General features: G+C 70.8%; 13 protein-coding genes and 2 pseudogenes. 1 reads left to right on the top strand and 14 read right to left on the bottom strand.

Features of this window, described 5'->3' with window-relative positions; genetic code table 11:
* Window positions 1-144: 144 nt before the first annotated feature.
* Window positions 145-2,217 carry an alpha-galactosidase gene (locus ACFY0P_RS32475; protein ID WP_388921097.1) on the bottom strand — a complete coding sequence of 691 codons (2,073 nt, stop codon included), beginning with the start codon at window positions 2,215-2,217 and terminating at the stop codon, window positions 145-147.
* A gap of 198 nt (window positions 2,218-2,415) precedes the next feature.
* Between ACFY0P_RS32475 and ACFY0P_RS32480 the strand changes: the two genes are divergently transcribed.
* Window positions 2,416-3,213: a tyrosine-protein phosphatase gene (locus tag ACFY0P_RS32480; protein ID WP_388921100.1), complete on the top strand. Its 798-nt coding sequence runs from the start codon at window positions 2,416-2,418 to the stop codon at window positions 3,211-3,213.
* A 21-nt stretch (window positions 3,214-3,234) separates the two neighbouring features.
* Here the strand turns inward: ACFY0P_RS32480 and ACFY0P_RS32485 are convergent, their stop codons facing one another.
* The 13 genes and pseudogenes from ACFY0P_RS32485 to hpnC form a co-directional block, all read right to left on the bottom strand.
* Window positions 3,235-3,357, bottom strand: a complete 123-nt coding sequence (locus ACFY0P_RS32485) for a DUF6126 family protein (protein ID WP_093497780.1) — start codon at window positions 3,355-3,357, stop codon at window positions 3,235-3,237.
* Complete coding sequence (locus tag ACFY0P_RS32490) at window positions 3,354-3,977, bottom strand: helix-turn-helix domain-containing protein (protein WP_388921103.1); 624 nt, start codon at window positions 3,975-3,977, stop codon at window positions 3,354-3,356. Before ACFY0P_RS32490 ends, ACFY0P_RS32485 begins: the two co-directional genes overlap by 4 nt.
* Window positions 3,978-4,036: 59 nt before the next feature.
* Window positions 4,037-5,422, bottom strand: coding sequence for an aspartate aminotransferase family protein (locus ACFY0P_RS32495; RefSeq protein WP_388921106.1), 1,386 nt, complete (start codon window positions 5,420-5,422; stop codon window positions 4,037-4,039).
* Window positions 5,419-7,431, bottom strand: a complete 2,013-nt coding sequence (dxs, locus tag ACFY0P_RS32500) for a 1-deoxy-D-xylulose-5-phosphate synthase (RefSeq protein WP_388921109.1) — start codon at window positions 7,429-7,431, stop codon at window positions 5,419-5,421. Before dxs ends, ACFY0P_RS32495 begins: the two co-directional genes overlap by 4 nt.
* Window positions 7,432-7,458: 27 nt before the next feature.
* Window positions 7,459-8,616, bottom strand: a complete 1,158-nt coding sequence (ispG, locus tag ACFY0P_RS32505) for a flavodoxin-dependent (E)-4-hydroxy-3-methylbut-2-enyl-diphosphate synthase (RefSeq protein ID WP_388921112.1) — start codon at window positions 8,614-8,616, stop codon at window positions 7,459-7,461.
* 4 nt (window positions 8,617-8,620) lie between these two features.
* Window positions 8,621-9,643, bottom strand: a complete 1,023-nt coding sequence (hpnH, locus tag ACFY0P_RS32510) for an adenosyl-hopene transferase HpnH (RefSeq protein ID WP_388921115.1) — start codon at window positions 9,641-9,643, stop codon at window positions 8,621-8,623.
* A 5-nt stretch (window positions 9,644-9,648) separates the two neighbouring features.
* The gene (locus ACFY0P_RS32515) at window positions 9,649-10,290 is read right to left on the bottom strand and encodes a 1-hydroxy-2-methyl-2-butenyl 4-diphosphate reductase (RefSeq protein WP_388921118.1); all 642 of its coding nucleotides are present in this window, start codon (window positions 10,288-10,290) and stop codon (window positions 9,649-9,651) included.
* Window positions 10,290-12,281 carry a squalene--hopene cyclase gene (shc, locus tag ACFY0P_RS32520; protein WP_388921121.1) on the bottom strand — a complete coding sequence of 664 codons (1,992 nt, stop codon included), beginning with the start codon at window positions 12,279-12,281 and terminating at the stop codon, window positions 10,290-10,292. The genes ACFY0P_RS32515 and shc overlap by 1 nt, the downstream gene beginning before the upstream one ends.
* 117 nt (window positions 12,282-12,398) lie before the next feature.
* Window positions 12,399-13,472 (bottom strand): polyprenyl synthetase family protein, encoded by a 1,074-nt coding sequence (locus tag ACFY0P_RS32525; RefSeq protein ID WP_388921124.1) that lies wholly within the window; start codon window positions 13,470-13,472, stop codon window positions 12,399-12,401.
* Window positions 13,473-13,531: 59 nt separating this feature from the next.
* Window positions 13,532-15,022 (bottom strand): annotated as a pseudogene (hpnE, locus tag ACFY0P_RS32530) (hydroxysqualene dehydroxylase HpnE); the annotation flags it as partial.
* Window positions 15,013-15,090, bottom strand: a pseudogene (locus ACFY0P_RS32535) (DUF6380 family protein); the annotation flags it as partial. The pseudogenes ACFY0P_RS32535 and hpnE, both read right to left, overlap by 10 nt.
* Complete coding sequence (hpnD, locus tag ACFY0P_RS32540; RefSeq protein WP_388921127.1) at window positions 15,090-16,043, bottom strand: presqualene diphosphate synthase HpnD; 954 nt, start codon at window positions 16,041-16,043, stop codon at window positions 15,090-15,092. The pseudogene ACFY0P_RS32535 and the gene hpnD, both read right to left, overlap by 1 nt.
* On the bottom strand, window positions 16,040-16,942 hold the full coding sequence (gene hpnC, locus ACFY0P_RS32545) for a squalene synthase HpnC (RefSeq protein WP_388921130.1): 903 nt from the start codon (window positions 16,940-16,942) through the stop codon (window positions 16,040-16,042). The genes hpnD and hpnC overlap by 4 nt, the downstream gene beginning before the upstream one ends.
* Between the last annotated feature and the right edge of the window lie 142 nt (window positions 16,943-17,084).

Genomic DNA, 17,084 nt, shown 5'->3' on the forward strand with positions numbered 1-17,084 from the left:
TTCCAATCCTCTTGCGAAGCACTGGAATTACGTGAGCATGACGCGCGACGGACGGTCACGAATATGACGCTCCTCACGCACGTCATGCCACGTCCTCTTATTTCAGAGCTAGCTATAACGAAGGCATCAATTCGGGCAGATGCATCAGATGCGGCGGAGTCGGATGACTGCCGCATCCAGGTCACCCGTGAGTCCGGTGCGCAGCCCGTGGTGCAACAGAACGGCACCCCGGTGCACTTCGCCCGTTTCGCGGCATTCGTACGAGGCTGTGGGATCGAGTCCCTGCAGCCTGAGCGCCGGCGCCGGTTCGCCGTAGCTCTGCGCCTGCAACCAGGCGAGGACGGCGGTCTCGTCGCCGAGGGTGTACTGCACCGCACTGAGCCCACCGGCCGGCGGCCGCAGCCGGAACTGGTCGCCGCGCTGCACCAGGGGCCGGATCTCCTTGTAGAGCTCCACCCAGCGGCCGGCCTCGGCGAGCTCCTCCTCGGTCCACCGCGAGAGGTCGCCGCCGACCCCGAGCGCACCGGCCATGGAGCTGATGAACCGGAAGCGCAGGCTGCTGACCCTGCCGTTGAGCTGGTGGTTCGGGCTGTCGGTGACCCAGGCGGACATCACCCGGGCGGGGTGGATCTGACTGAACCCGTGCTGGATGGCGAGCCGGTCCAGCGGGTCGGTGTTGTCGGAGGTCCACACCTCGTCGGTGCGGCTCATGATGCCGAGGTCGATCCGCCCGCCACCGCCGGAGCACGACTCGATGGCGACGTTCGGGTGGGCCGCGCGAAGCCGGTCGAGCAGGGCGTACAGCCCGCGCACGTGGTCGACCCACAGGCGCTGCGGGTAGGGCTCGCCGGGCCAGCCCGCGTCGGTGAAGCACCGGTTGAAGTCCCACTTGACGTAGTCGATCGGGGCGCTGGACAGAAGGGCGTCGAGCTGCTCCCAGAGATACTCCTGGACGTCCTCGCGCGCGAGGTTGAGGATGAGCTGATTGCGGAATTCCGTCCGCTTTCGTCCCTGCTGGTACTGCACCCAGTCGGGGTGGGCGCGGTACAGGTCGCTGTCCGGGTTGACCATCTCGGGCTCGACCCAGATGCCGAACTGCATGCCGAGGGCGTGCACGTAGTCGGCGAGGGGCTTGAGGCCCTTGGGGAAGCGGTCCGGATTGGGCGTCCAGTCACCGAGGCCGGCGCGGTCGCTGGTGCGGGCGCCGAACCAGCCGTCGTCCACCACGAACAGCTCGACGCCGATCGCGGCGGCCCGGCGGGCGAGGGTCGCCTGCTGCTCCTCGGAGATGTCGAAGGTGGTGGCCTCCCAGGAGTTGAACAGCACCGGCCGGTCCTGGTCGGCGTCCGGGATGATGTACGCCCGCTGGTAGGCGTGCCAGGCACGGCTGGCCCCGCCGAAGCCGCCGTCGCTCCACAGGCCCGCGAAGACGGGGCTGGTGTACGACTCGCCCTCGGCCAGCATCAGCAGGCCCGAGTCGTCGTAGCCGGCGCCGCCGGTGATCTGCACGCGCGCGTCGGGGAGCTGGGCGACCGCGATCCGCCAGGAGCCGGACCAGCCGAGGGCGCAGCCCCAGACCTCGCCGCGCTCCTCGGTGGCGTCGGTGTCGAGGGCGACCCAGGGCAGGTGCTGGTGGCCGGTGTGGCCGCGGCGGCTGCCGATGACCTTCTCGCCGTAGGTGAGCGGGGCGCTGGTGAGCCGGGACTCGGCGGCCCAGCGGCCGTGCAGCTGGGAGAGCCGCCAGCCCTCGCGGTCGGGGAGCGTCCAGGTGGCGGGGTCGGCCCGCAGCAGCTCCACGCGCGTGTGCGCCTCGTTGTCGACGGTCACCCAGCGCTCGACGACGTCGCCGCGCATCCGGTAGTGCAGGGTGATGACGATCCCGTCGTCCGTGAAGCGCAGCCGGAGCCCGTCCTCCTCGACCTCGTACGCGTCGAAGGTCCACTCGGTGCCCCGGCGCTCCTCGGTCCGCACGGACAGCGCGGGACGGACGAAGCGGGGGCCGCCCTCGACGGGGTACTCCTCCCGGCCGTCCAGGGTGGACTCGAAGGGCCAGTAGCCGGGCAGTGCCCGGGTGCTGAGCTCCTCGGCGTCGGCGAGCCGGATCCTGGGCCCCCAGTGCAGGTGGAGCAGTTCGTCGGCCTCCGTCAGATGCAGCGCGTAGCTGCTGCCGGGGCCCGACAGGAGCCAGGTACGACCGTTTTCGGCGATGTCCACCATCGAGAAACCTCACACAGGGGCCAACAGATCCGCTCAAGCCCCAACATCATCAATGGCCACGGGCTCCGGAAGCAAGGGGCATGGGCCGCACGTGCGATGCCTGTGGACAACTCATTGCCCGTGGAAACCGATGTCGTATGGTCGATCCAGTGCCCGTCGACGAGCAGCGCCGACGGGGCCGGCCGGGAGGAGCCCCCCGTGACGCAGCAGGTCCCGTCGACCGAGCCCGAGCTGGCCGGGGTGCGCAACTTCCGTGACGTGGGCGGCCTGCCGACCGGGGACGGGCGCCGGGTGCGGCCGGGTGTGCTGTTCCGCAGCGGGCATCTGGCGCACGCGACGGAGCAGGACGCGGAGTTCCTCGCCTCGCTCGGCCTGCACACGATCTTCGACTTCCGCAACGCGGCCGACCAGAAGCTGGAGGGCCCGGACGTCGAGCTGCCCGGTGTGCGGAACCTGAACCTGCCGCTGACCGACCCGGCGCACGGCGCGGACTTCTGGAAGATGGTCCGTGAGGGGGAGATCGACCAGCTGCGCGGGCTCCTGGGGGAAGGCAAGGCGGCGGCCCGGATGGTCGGCTCGTACCGCACGATCGTCAAGGACCGCACCGACGAGCACTCGCGCGTGCTGCACGCGCTCGCCGAGGACAGCGTCCCGGCGCTGATGCACTGCGCGGCCGGCAAGGACCGGGCGGGCATCTCCATAGCCGTGACGCTGCTGGCGGTGGGTGTGGAGCGGGACGCGATCCTCGCCGACTACCTGGAGTCCAACGCCAAGCACCGCCGCTACAAGGTGCGGCGCAGCGGCGGCGGGGACAGTGCGTACAGCCCCGAGGTGATGGACCTGCTCAGCCCGCTCTTCGACGCCCGCGCGGAGTACCTGTCGGCGGCCTTCGAGAGCATCGAGGAGACGTGGGGCGACGTCGACACCTACCTGGAGCAGGGCCTGAAGCTGACCCCGGAGACCCGGGAGCGGCTGCGCGAGCGCCTGCTCGACTGAGGCCGGGCGGAGGGCGGCGGCTCAGCCCTTGCCGCCGAGGGCGAACAGCAGGTAGAGGAAACCGGCCAGTACGTGCCCGACGGCGAGGTAGATGACCAGTCGGATCCACAGGGACCGGGGGAACTTCTCCTCGATGTTGCTCACGGCATCTCTCCAGTGATCGGTCCCAGGCACAGCGCGGCCGTGGGACTCTGCAGCAGGGTATGGACGAACAGGAGCTCGACCCCGTCCTGATCCTCGGCGGCGAGCCGGTGCGGGGTCAGCGAGTCGAAGTGCGCGCTGTCGCCGGCCGCGACCACATGGGTGGTGTCACCGAGGCGCAGCCGGAGCCGGCCGCGCAGGACGTACAGCCACTCCTCCCCGGGATGCACCCGCACGATGTCGCCCTGGGAGCCGTAGGGCACCCGGACGCGCAGCGCCTGCATCCCCCGGCCGGGCGCCCCGGCCTGCCAGTACGTCCAGCCACCGGCGCGGGTCGGTTCCATGTCGCCGGAACGCACGATCGCGTCCCGGTCGGCGACGGTCTCACCCAGCAGGTCCGATACCGTCGTACTGTAGACACGCGCGAGCGCGAGCAGCATCGGCAGCGAGGGCTGCCGCTGTCCGGTCTCCAGCCGGGACAGATGCGCGGGCGACAGTCCCGCGTCCCGGGCAGCGGCCTCCAGGGTGAGGCCTGCGCGGCGGCGCAGGGAGCGCAGCTGCGGGGCGACTGCGGGCAGGTCGTCGACCGGCCCGCCGGCGCTCTTGTCGTCGGAGGAGGTCATGCCTCCATTCAGCCGCAGCTTTGTCTCCGAGGCAATTTTCTTGCCTCAGAGACAAAAAGCTAGCGGTTGGCCACGGCCTGCTTGATCAGGGTCTTGCCGAAGTCCCACATCAGGCCGCCGCCGCTGTGGGCGTCGTCCATGACGTCAGTGAAGGCGTCCACGAAGCGGTCCACGTCCGTCTCGTCGACGATCAGCGGCGGGATGAGCTTGATCACCTCCAGGTGGTCGCCGGAGACCTGGGTGAGGATCCGGTGCCGTTGCAGCAGCGGCACGACGACCATCTGGGCGAACAGACCCCTGCGGGCAGCCTGGAGCATGGTCCAGCGGCTGCGCAGCTTCAGCGAACTGGGCCGGCCGAACTCGATGCCGATCATCAGGCCCCGGCCGCGTACCTCGGCGAGCAGCTCGTACTTGTCCGTCAGCGCGGCGAGCCGGGACTTGAGCTGCTCCCCCACGGCCCGGGAGTTGGCGACGATCTGCTCGTTCTCCATGACCGAGAGAACGGCGAGCCCGGCCGCCATGGCCTGGGCGTTGGCGCCGAAGCTGGCCGAGTGGACCAGGACCCGGTCCATGGACGAGTAGACCTTCTTGAAGATCCAGTCCTTGCCGAGGGTGGCGCCGACCGGCACGTACCCGCCGGACAGTGCCTTCGCCACGCAGACCAGGTCCGGCTCCACGCCCTCCTCGTGCTGGTAGGCGTAGAAGTCGCCGGTGCGGCCGAGACCGGTCTGCACCTCGTCGGCGATCAGCAGCGCCTTGTGCTTGTGCAGCAGTTCCTGTGCGGCGCGCAGATAGCCGGGCGGGGCCTCGTGCACGCCCTTGCCCTGGATCGGCTCGACGATCAGGGCGGCCACATCGCCCTTCTTCAGCTCCCGGGCGAGCGCGTCCAGGTCACCGAGGGGTACGGCGGTGTCGGGCAGCAGCGGGGCGAAGCCGTCCCGGAAGCCGTCCTCGCCGTTGACCGACAGCGAACCGGTGGTCAGGCCGTGGAAGGCGTGGTCGCAGTAGAGGACGCGGGGTCTGCCGGTGGCGAAGCGGGCGAACTTCAGGGCCGTCTCGACCGACTCGGTGCCGCTGTTGCCGAAGAACACCCGGTCCAGGTGGGGGCTGTGCGCCAGGAGCCGCTCGGCGAGCAGTCCGGGCAGCGGCTGGCAGTCGAAGCGGGTGAGGTCGGCCAGCTGGGCGTCCAGGACGTCGTGCAGTGCCTTGCGGACGACGGGGTGGTGACGGCCCAGCCCCATCACCCCGAACCCGGCGAGCATGTCCAGGTAGTCGTTGCCGTCCGCGTCCCAGAAGTGCGCGCCCTCGGCCCGCTCGTAGACCTTGTCGAAGCCGATGGTGTGCAGCATGCGCGGCAGCTGGTGGTTCAGGTACTTCCCGTGCAGCTCGTACCGCTCACCGCCACGCGCGGCGAGCAGCGCACCGAGGTCGAACTCCGTACTCATTCTTTCTCCTTGACGGCGCCGTCGATGAAAGCGCCCTCGGCTTCGGCGCCCTGAAGGGGCGCGGGGATCTGCACGGCCGTCCCGGACGCCGCCGCACCCGCCGCACGACCCCCCACGGCACCCCCTTGGGCGCCCTCAACGGCCCGCCTGTCGAAACTCGCCCCGATGGCACCGGCGATCTCCACCGGCGTCAGCCCGATGTCGGCGAGCACCTCCCCCCGCTTCGCATGCGCCAGGAACTGTTCCGGAATCCCGAACCGCCGTACCGGCACATCCACTTCGGCGTCGCCCAGCGCCAGCGCCACCGCCGCGCCCACCCCGGCCGCCCGGCTGTTGTCCTCGACCACGGCCACCAGCTCGTGCCGGGCCGCCAGCAGCGGCAGCGCGGGATCCACGGGCTTGACCCAGCGGGGGTCCACCACCGTGCAGGCGATGCCCCGCGCGGCCAGCAGCTCCGCGGCCTGGAGGCACACCGGGGCCATCACGCCGACCGCGACCAGCAACGCCCGCGGGTCCTCCCCGCGGTGCAGGACGTCGATCCCTCCGACCCGGTCGACCGCCGGGATCTCCGGGCCCACCGACTCCTTCGGGAACCGCACCAGGGTGGGCGCGTCGTCCACGGCGACGGCCTCGCGCAGCTGGAGCCGCAGTTGTTCGGCGTCGCGCGGGGCGGCGATCCTGAGGCCCGGCACCACCTGGAGGACGGACATGTCCCACATGCCGTTGTGCGACGCCCCGTCGACGCCCGTCACACCGGCGCGGTCCAGGACGAACGTCACCCCGCACCGGTGCAGCGCCACGTCCATCAGCAACTGGTCGAAGGCACGGTTCAGGAAGGTGGCGTAGACGGCGACGACCGGGTGCAGTCCGCCGGTCGCGAGGCCGGCCGCCGAGACCGCCGCGTGCTGCTCGGCGATGCCGACGTCCCAGACCCGGTCGGGGAAGCGCTCGGCGAACTTGCCGAGGCCGACGGGGTGCAGCATGGCCGCGGTGATGGCCACGACGTCGTCCCGTTCCTCGCCGATCCGGACGATCTCGTCGCCGAACACCGAGGTCCAGGAAGGGCCGTTGGACGGCGTGAGCGGCTCACAGGTGAGCGGGTCCATCACGCCGACGGTGTGGAAGTGGTCCTCCTCGTGGGCGAGGGCGGGCTCGTAGCCGCGGCCCTTCTCCGTGAGGCAGTGCACGAGCACCGGCCCGTGGAAACGTTTCGCGCGCCGGAGCGCCGACTCGACCGCCTTGATGTCGTGACCGTCGATCGGGCCGACGTACTTCAGGCCCAGGTCCTCGAACATGCCCTGCGGGGCGAAGGCGTCCTTGAAGCCCTTCTTGGCGCCGTGCAGGGACTCGTAGATGGTGTTGCCCACGATCGGGGTGCGCAGGAGCACGTCCTTGCCCCACGCCAGCACCTGCTCGTAGCTGTCGGTCGTCCGCAGCGTGGCGAGGTGGTTGGCGAGGCCGCCGATGGTGGGGGCGTACGACCGCTCGTTGTCGTTGACGACGATGATCAGCGGCCGGTCCTTGGCGGCCGCGATGTTGTTGAGCGCCTCCCAGGCCATCCCGCCGGTCAGCGCGCCGTCGCCGATCACCGCGACGACATGGCCCTTCTCCCCCTGCACCTGGCGGGCCTTGGCGAGGCCGTCGGCCCAGCCGAGCGCGGTGGAGGCGTGGCTGTTCTCGATGACGTCGTGCTCGGACTCCTCGCGCGAGGGGTAGCCGGACAGGCCGCCCTTGCCGCGCAGCTTGGAGAAGTCCTGACGGCCGGTCAGCAGCTTGTGGACGTAGCTCTGGTGGCCGGTGTCCCAGAGGATGCGGTCGACCGGGGACTCGAAGACCCGGTGCAGCGCGACGGTCAGCTCCACGACGCCCAGGTTGGGCCCGAGGTGGCCGCCGGTCCTGGCGACCGCGTGCACCAGGAACTCGCGTATTTCTTCGGACAGTTCGCCGAGTTCCGCCTCGGACAGCGCCTTCAGGTCGCGTGGTCCCCGGATGGTCTCCAGAATCGTCACGCTCGGCCCCCTCTCGGTCCGTGCTGTTCAGCTCACCGTGACGGCGGGTGCTCCGGACCCGGCGCCGTCCTGCTCCATCTGCTCGGCGATCTTCATCGCTTCCTCGATGAGGGTCTCCACGATCTTCGACTCGGGCACGGTCTTGACGACCTCGCCCTTGACGAAGATCTGCCCCTTGCCGTTGCCGGAGGCGACCCCCAGATCGGCCTCCCGCGCCTCGCCGGGACCGTTGACCACGCATCCCATGACGGCGACGCGCAGCGGCACCTCCATGCCCTCAAGACCTGCCGTCACCTCGTCCGCCAGCTTGTAGACGTCCACCTGGGCGCGCCCGCAGGACGGGCAGGAGACGATCTCCAGACGCCGTTGCCGCAGGTTAAGCGACTCCAGGATCTGGATGCCGACCTTGACCTCCTCCGCGGGCGGGGCGGACAGCGAGACGCGGATCGTGTCACCGATGCCCTGGGACAGCAATGCTCCGAAGGCGACCGCCGACTTGATCGTGCCCTGGAACGCCGGGCCCGCCTCGGTGACGCCGAGGTGCAGCGGGTAGTCGCACTGGGCGGCAAGCTGCCGGTACGCCTCGATCATCACGACCGGGTCGTTGTGCTTGACGGAGATCTTGATGTCCCGGAAGTCGTGCTCCTCGAAGAGCGAGGCCTCCCAGAGAGCGCTCTCCACGAGCGCCTCCGGAGTCGCCTTGCCGTACTTCTCCAGCAGGCGGCGGTCGAGCGAGCCCGCGTTGACCCCGATCCGGATCGGCGTGCCGTGATCCTTGGCGGCCCGCGCGATCTCCTTGACCTTGTCGTCGAACTGCTTGATGTTGCCGGGGTTCACCCGGACCGCGGCACAGCCGGCCTCGATCGCCGCGAACACGTACTTCGGCTGGAAGTGGATGTCCGCGATCACCGGGATCTGGGACTTCCGCGCGATGGTCGCCAGGGCGTCCGCGTCGTCCTGCGTGGGGCAGGCGACGCGGACGATCTGGCAGCCGGACGCGGTGAGTTCGGCGATCTGCTGGAGGGTGGCGCCGATGTCGGAGGTGCGGGTCGTGGTCATCGACTGCACCGAGACCGGGGCGTCCCCGCCGACCGCCACGGGCCCGACGTGGATCTGCCGGGACACGCGCCGCCCGGCGGCCGGCCGGGCCGGGACCTCGGGGAGGCCCAGGGAAATGGCGGTCATGCGGTCACTCCCGGTTCCCGGAGACCGTCTCGCGCATCGCGCGCAGCGACTCCTTGAGCGACCCCATGGTGGCGAGGACGGCGGTGGGCTCGTAACCGCAGTGCGCCATGCAGTTGGCGCAGCGCGGGTCCTTGCCGCGGCCGTACTTGTCCCAGTCGGTCTCCTCGATGAGTTCGCGGTACGTCGGCACGTACCCGTCGCTCATCAGGTAGCAGGGGCGCTGCCAGCCGAAGAGCGAGTAGTTCGGGATCGCCCAGGCCGTGCACGGGAAATCGACCTTGCCCTCCAGGAAGTCCAGGAAGAGCGGGGAGTGGTTGAGCCGCCACTTCTTGCGGTTGCCGCCCGCGAAGGCCTTCTTGAAGAGCTCGCGGGTCTGCTCCACGCCGAGGAAGTGCTCCTGGTCGGGGGCCTTCTCGTAGGCGTAGGCGGGCGAGATCATCATCTCGTCGACCTTGAGGTCGTCGTTGAGGAAGTTGAGCACCTCGATGATGGTCTGCGGGGTGTCCGTGTTGAAGAAGGTCGAGTTGGTGGTCACCCGGAAGCCGCGCCGCTTGGCCTCCTTGATGGCCTCCACCGCCTCGTCGAAGACGCCTTCCTTCGCAACGGACTCGTCGTGCCGCTCGCGCAGCCCGTCGATGTGCACCGCGAAGGCGAAGTAGGGCGAGGGCGAGAACTTGTCCATCTTCTTGCGCAGCAGCATCGCGTTGGTGCACAGGAAGACGTACTTCCGCTTCGCCACCAACTGCCGCACGATCTCGTCGATCTGAGGGTGCATCAGGGGCTCGCCGCCCGCGATGGACACCATCGGCGCACCGGACTCCAGCACCGCCCCGACCGCCTGCGCGACCGGCATGCGCTGCTTCAGCACCCCGGCCGGGTGCTGGATCTTGCCGCAGCCCTCACATTTCAGGTTGCACGCGAAGAGGGGTTCCAGCTCCACGATCAGCGGGAACTTGTCCCGCTTGCGGAGCTTCTGTTCAGCCAAGTAGGTAGCGACCTTGATCGACTGGCGCAGCGGCATGGCCATCTGGCTCACCTCCGGGGGAGCAGCAAGGAACGGTGCCATTCGAAGAAAGCTGGAAGAACGGATCGAAGAACGCGGAAAGCAGATATTCCACCGCGCACCGTGCCGATCCGGACGAGTTCATGTTCAGGAGCGTCCACGACCACTCGTACGGCCGCAACCGGGCGCTCGCCCGCGTGCACGGCGCTCAGGAGCGTGGCCGCCGATTCCATGTCGACCGCGATAGCGCCGGTCGCGAGCAGATCCGACCTCTCGTGACCGCGGACGACGTGGTCGGAGCCGGTGAGAGGGCCGGTGTGGACGGTACGGCCGGGCAGCGTCCGTACGAGTTCCTTCACGAGGAGTTCGGTGCCCACGCACGGGACGCTGCCGCGGGGGTCCCGGGTCTCCTCGGCGACGACCAGGTCGCCGGGGTGCATCCCGGGGGCGAGTCCCGCGCAGAAGCCCGTCGCCAGGACCGCGGCGGCGGCGAGCGCGGGGTCGGCCAGGACCCGGGTGACGGACCGTTCCGCCGCCCTGGGACCCATGCCGGTGCGCAGCACGGTGACGGGTCCGCCCGCGCCCCCGCGTTCGCCGGCGCGCAGGGCGAGGTGCTCGATGCCGAGTGCGCAGGCGATCAGCAGTGGGGCCGGCGCGGGCGTGGCGCTCATCAGTCCCCCTCTGCCTCGGGGGTGGGCTCTCCGTGCACGTAGCGGCCGAGTGCGGTGAGCGGGAAGACCTGCCGGTAGAGGTGGTAGTTGATGGAGAAGTCCCACGGGAAGCCGGTACCGGTGAAGTACGGCTCGTCCCAGGAGCCGTCCTCGGCCTGCGTCTCGGCGAGCCAGCGGACGCCCCGCTCGACGGCCTTGGCGTCCTTCTCCCCCGCCGCGAGCAGCGCCATCAGCGCCCAGGCCGTCTGGGAGGCGGTGGAGGCGCCGCGGCCGCTCCAGTCGTCGGCGTACTTGTAGGAGCGCAGGTCCTCGCCCCAGCCGCCGTCCTCGTTCTGGACCTGCTCCAGCCAGGTCACCGCCCGCCGGATCGCCGGGTGCGAGGCGGGCAGCCCAGCGGCCGTGAGCGCGGGTACCACGGATCCGGTGCCGTACACGTAGTTCACGCCCCAGCGGCCGAACCACGAACCGTTCGGCTCCTGTTCGGCGAGCAGCCACTCGATGGCGCGCCGGGTGCGCGGGTCGTGGGACATGCCCTCGAAGGCGAGCATCTCCACCACATGCGCGGTGACGTCGGCCGACGGCGGGTCGATGACCTCGCCGAAGTCGCAGAACGGCAGCCGGTTGGGGAACGGGCTGGTGTTGTCCACGTCGAAGGCGCCCCAGGCGCCGTTCTTCGACTGCATGCCGAGGTTCCAGCGCACCCCGCGCCCGATGGCCTTCTCCATCCGCTCCGGGTCGTGGTGCCTGACCCGGCGCAGTGCGAGGACGACCTCGGCGGTGTCGTCGATGTCGGGGTAGTTGTCGTTGTGGAACTCGAACGCCCAGCCGCCCGGCGGGAGCTGGGGCCGCTTGACCGCCCAGTCGCCGGGGCGGACAATCTGCTCGCCGAGCATCCAGTCGGCGGCCTTGACCAGTTGCGGGTGGTCGGCGGGCAGCCCGGCGTCGGCGAGGGCGATGGTCGCCAGACAGGTGTCCCACACTGGTGACTGGCAGGCCTCGATCATCCGGGCGCCGTCCTCGCGCCACACGGCGTAACGATCCAGCGACTCCAGACCGGCGCGCATCACGGGGTGTTCGAGGTCGTACCCGAGCAGGTGGAGGGCGATCACCGAGTACACGGCCGGGGGCTGGATGCCGCCCCAGGCGCCGTCGTTCTCCTGGCGCTCGACGATCCAGCGGGCGGCGGACCTCAGGGCGGAGCCGCGCAGCCGGCCCAGCGCGACCCTGCGGTAGCCTCGGACAACCTTGTCGAGCCGCTGGAAGACGCCCTCCCAGCTCACCACCGGGGCAAGGGGCTGGGGCGGGTTCGGGTTGGCCGGGTCGGTGTGGAGCTCGTCCAGCGGGAAGGGGGCCGGGCGCACCGGGCGCTTGGCCGAGACCACGGTGAGCGGCACGATGGTCTGGCGGGCCCACTGGCCGAAGTTGTAGATGCTGAGCGGGAACCACTTGGGGAAGTACAGGAGTTCTGGCGGGAGTTCGGGCAGGTCCTCCCATTTCCACCAGCCGAACAGGGCCAGCCAGATCCGGGTGAAGACCCGGGCGGCGGCGATCCCGCCACGCTCGCGGATCCAGGCCGAGGCCTTTGCCATGTGGGGGGCGTCCGGGGCGTCCCCGGCCAGCCGCAGGGCGACGTACGCCTCGATGGTGGTGGAGAGTTCGCCGGGTCCGCCGTAGAAGGTGGCCCAGGTGCCGTCCTCGCGCTGCTCGCCGCGGATGAAGAGCGCGGCGGCGGCGGTCGTGGACTCGTCCCGGATGCCCAGGAACTGACGGAGCAGCAGGTCCTCGGCGTCCATGGTGACGTTGGTCTCCAGGTCGCCTTTCCACCAGCCTTGCGCGTCCTGCTGGGCGAGCAGATGCTCGGTGGCGCGCCGTACCGCGCGTTCGGCGGCTTCGTGCACCCCGGCCGCCGCAGGGGTGGTGAGGTCGGTGCTGGCCGAGTCGGCCCGGGGCGGCAGGGTGGCCCCGGTGCTTCCGTCGGTCGTCGCTGTCATGGCTTCCCCTTCGTGCAGTCGTGCGAAATCGTTCTGCTGTGGGTCCGCCGTCGGCCGGTGCTGGCTGCGCGTTCGCACCGGCCGGCGACTACGCGAGGACTATTCGACCGATAATGATCATCTCTTTCGTACGACGACGAAGTCGGCGAGCGCCGTGAACTGTGCCCGTACCCGGTCGGGCATGTCGATGGCGTGCAGGGCCTCGATGGCGATGGTGTGCTGGCGGCGCGCCTCCTCGGCAGTCCACTCGCGGCCGCCGGCCTCCTCGATGAGGGCGGCACGGGCGGCGAACTCCTCCTCGGAGAAGTTCTCGAAGTCGCTGCTCTTGGCGTCGGCGGCGAGGATCTCGCCGAGCCGCTCGGAGGCGGGGCCGCCCGCGGCGAGCGCGGCGACGACCGGCAGGGACTTCTTGCGCTGGCGCAGGTCGCTCCAGGTCTGCTTGCCGGTGGACTCCGGGTCGCCCCAGATGCCGAGCAGGTCGTCGACGGCCTGGAAGGCGAGGCCCAGGTGGTAGCCGTACTTCTCCAGGGTGTCGGCGGTGCGGTCGTCGGCGCCGCCGAGCACCGCGCCGATGGAGCTGGAGGCGGCGAGGAGCGCGCCGGTCTTGTTGCCCTCCATCTCCAGGCACTCCTCGACGCTGACCCGGTCGCGGTGCTCGTAGGAGATGTCCTGGGCCTGGCCGTCGATCAGGGCGCGGGTGGCGGTGGTGATCCGGCGGGTGGCGCGGCCGGCCTCGACGGTGCCGAGTTCGAGCAGGATCTCGTTGGCGAGGGCGAACAGGGCGTCGCCGACCAGGATGGCCTGGGCGGGGCCGTGCACCTTCCAGACGGTGTCGCGGTGCCGGCGCTGTTCGTCGCCGTCCATCAGGTCGTCGTGCAGCAGGGAGAAGTTGTGGACGAGTTCCACGGCGACGGCACCGGGGATGCCGACCTCGGGGGCGGCGCCGGTGACCTCGGCGGAGAGCACGGCGAGCGCGGGGCGTACGGCCTTGCCGCCGTCGCCGTCGGCGGGGTTGCCCTCGGCGTCGATCCAGCCGAAGTGGTAGGCGGCCACGGTGTCCATGGGGGAGGCCAGGCGGTCGACGGCCGCCCGCAGTACCGGTGTGGCAAGGGTCCGGCCGCGCTCCAGGAGCGCGGTCACGTCCACTGCGGTCTCTCGAGCGGCCTTCGAGGCCGGGGGCACAGTGGGCACAGTTTCTCCTCTATTTGCGGTACCGGGGGTGCGGAGGCCTGCCGCCTGCTGATCGAGCGTCACGCCGCCTCCTCGAACTCGAAGAGGTGACGGGGGCGGGGCCGGCCCAGAGTGCTCAACGCGGCATCGGCCGCGCTGACACCGCTGCGGACCGCACTCTCCATGGTCGCGGGCCACCCGGTGGCGGTCCACGCTCCGGCCAGGTAGAGGCCGGGTGCCTTGGTGCGGGCGCCGGGCCGCAGCCGCCCGACGCCGGGGGTGGGGGCGAACGTCGCGGCGCGCTCCCGGGTCACGAAGAAGTCCTGCACCCCGGCGCCGCGCGCACCGGGCAACAGCCGTTCCAGCTCGGGCAGATAGCGCTCGCGCAGGTCGGCCACCGGCATGTCGATCTCGTCCTGGGCGGCCGACTGGGACAGCGCGAGGTACTGTCCCGCCCGCAGGCCGGAGGCGTGGGTGCGGTCGAACACCCACTGGACCGGGGTGCCGAGGGCCGCGAAGAACGGCTTGGTGAGGACCGTACGGTCGTAGACCACATGGACGTTGAGGATCGGCGCGGTGCCGATCTCCAGCAGGTTTTCCGGGGCGTCCAGGGCATCGGAAGGCAGCAGGTCGTACGCCTCGCGCTGGGCGACGGCGAGCACGACGGCGTCGGCGGTGAGCGTCTCGCCGGGAACCTGAACGCTCCAGGTTCCGTTCTCGTTGGTGGAGACGGAGGTGACGCGTGTACGGACCTCGGTACGCACGCCCGCGGAGTCGAGCGCCTTGCGGGCGAGCCGGTCGTGCAGTTCGCCCAGCGGCACATGGGCCCAGCCGATGTCGGCCGCGCCCGGGTCGGACAGCAGACCGGTCTTGAACACCATCGCGGCGAGCCCCAGCGAGGCGTCGCCCGCGACCGCGTTGAGGGTGGCGACCCCGACCAGGTCCCACAGGGCCTCGACGGCACGCGCCGACTGGCCGTGAGCGGCCAGCCAGCTGCCGAAGTCCTGTGCGTCCAGGCTCGGATCGGCGAGGTCGAGCCCCTTGAGCGCGAGCGCGGCACGCCCCACCCTGGCCCGCTCGGCGAGCGAGAGGTGCGGATAGGCGGCCAGGCTGCGCCCCAGGTGAAGGGGGACGGGCAGCGCATCGCGCCGCAGCCTGCCCAGGCGCCGCCCCTCCGGCTTGGCGAGGTCGAGGACGGGTACGTCGAGGCGGTCCTGCAGCGGTGCCAGCGCCGTGCCCTCGATGCGGTCGAGGAACCAGCGGTAGGCGGTGCAGCAACGCAGGTACACGTGCTGGCCGTTGTCCACGGTCAGGTCGCCGCGCTGGAAGGAGAAGGCGAGCCCGCCGAGCCTCGGCCTGCCTTCGAGAAGGGTGACGCGGACGCCCGCGTCGGCGAGCGCGAGCGCGGCCGTGATGCCCGCGAGGCCGCCGCCGATCACGACGGCGGTGCGCCCGGACGGGATGTCGTCCTGCGCCCGCTCGGATCGCGTGCCGTCGGTCATCGTGCTTCCTCCCCTGCCTGCCCGCCGTGCCGGTGGAACGGGGCAGGTCGGGCCGTCGCAGTCAGGGACGCCACGCCGTGCCGGAGGGTTGCCTGCCGTTTTTCTCCGGTGGAGTCACCTTGGCCCACCTTGTCCATCAGGCGCGCCTCCTGACGGTCAGGCGGGAGGTGTGGCGCCGGGTGTCGAGCCCGGACAGGCCGCGCACGGCGACGTACGCCTTCTCGCGTCCGGGCAGCGAGACCCGGCCGCGCAGCACCGCCTCCGGTTCGCGCTCGATGCGGTCGAGCAGCCGGCGGTAGATGCCCGCCATGGCGGCCACACAGGCGCCGCTGCGCCGGTCGAGCATGGGCAGCAGCCGGTAGCCCTCGGTGAACAGGGCACGGGCGCGCCGCACTTCGAAGTGCACGAGCCCCGCGAAGTCGGAGCCCTCCGGCGGGGTCGGCCCGTGGAACCCGGCCGAGCAGCCGAACTTGGCGAGGTCGTCGGAGGGCAGGTAGGTACGGCCGTTGCCGGCGTCCTCGCGGACGTCTCTGAGGATGTTGGTGAGCTGGAGTGCGAGCCCGAGCGTGTCGGCATACTCCGGCGCGCGCTCGGCGCCGCGCGCCCCCGGTTCCGTACCGAACACACCGAGCGAGAGCCGGCCGATGGCACCGGCCACACAGCGGCAGTAGACCTTGAGGTCGTCCCAGGTCTCGTAGGTCTCGCCGCGGACGTCCATCAGGACGCCGTCGATCAGCTCGTCCAGGCCGCCCAGCGGGATCGGGAAGGCCTGGGCGGCGTGGGCGAGGGCGACCGCGACGGGGTCGGTGTCGTCCTCGGCGACCGTGCCGTCCTGGACCCGGGCGAGCAGCGCCCGGGTGTCCTCCAGGCGGGCCGTCTTCACGTCGTCCGCCAGCTCGCCGTCGCCGATGTCGTCGACACGCCGGGAGAAGGCGTAGAGCGCCGACATGGCGCGCCGCTTGGGCGCCGGGAGCAGCCGGATGCCGTAGGCGAAGTTCCGTGCCTGCTGTCCGGTGACCGTCTCGCAGTAGCTGTAGGCGGCGAGTACCGGTGCGGACACGTGTGTGGGAGAGTCCACGGTCCGGATCACCCCTCTCCTCGCAGAGTCACGCCCACCTCACGCAGCAACCGGCCCTTGCCGGGCTTGGGCGGGCCGGGAAGTACGTCGTATTCGGCGGCGGCGATCGCATGGACCGCCGCCCTTCCCCCCGCCACGAACCCCGCAAGCAGCAGCTTCAACCTGCCGTGGACGCTACCCACAAGGGGGGCGCCTTCATTCAGGAGATCGCGGGCGCGTTGCGCTTCGTATGCAACCAGTGCACGCACCGATGCGCCCGTGGTTTTCCTGGCGAGGTCCGCCTCCTGGACGTGAAAGCTCTTCATGTCCTCGGCGGGCAGATAGATCCGGTCGCGGCCGAGGTCCTCGGCCACGTCCTGGAGGTGTTCGACGATCTGGAGTGCGGTGCAGATCGAGTCGGAGAGCCGGATCCGCTCGGGGGTCGAGGTGCCGGTGACGGCGAGGACCAGGCGGCCGACGGGGTTGGCGGACAGCTCGCAGTAGGCGAGGAGGTCGTCGTAGGTCTCGTACCGCTTGACGAGCTGGTCCTGGCGGTTGGCGGCGATCAGCCCGAGGAACGGCTCGGGGGTGAGGGAGTGCCGGCGGACCGTGGGCTGGAGGCGGCGCAGCAGGGGGTGGTGCGGGACGGCGTCGAAGACGCGGCGCAGGTCGGCCTCGAAGGCGTCGAGCAGGACCAGGCGGTCCTCGGCCTGCTCCGGGGAGACCCCGAGAAGGCGGGCGTCGGCGCCGCCGGGGGCCAGGTCGCCGTCGCCGATGTCGTCGACGAGGCGGGCGAAGCCGTACACCGCCATCAGGTCGTCGCGCCAGGCTTTCGGCAGGAAGAAGGGGGCCACGGGGAAGTTCTCGTCCGCGGCCTTGTCCAGGGTGCCGCGCTCCGGGTCTCCGGTGCGCGCCGGGCCGGTTGCCGTCACCGTTCGCTGCCCGGGGCGGGGACGGCGCGGCCTGCGTTGAGCTGGGGAGTTTCCGTAGCCATTGCCGTCACATCTCCCGTTCTACACTGCCGACCCAATACACACTATTTCGGACACGCCGCCCAGAAGTCCGCGGGGCGGC

This window comes from Streptomyces sp. NPDC001714 (genome assembly GCF_042892755.1).
In the GTDB taxonomy this organism is placed as follows: domain Bacteria; phylum Actinomycetota; class Actinomycetes; order Streptomycetales; family Streptomycetaceae; genus Streptomyces.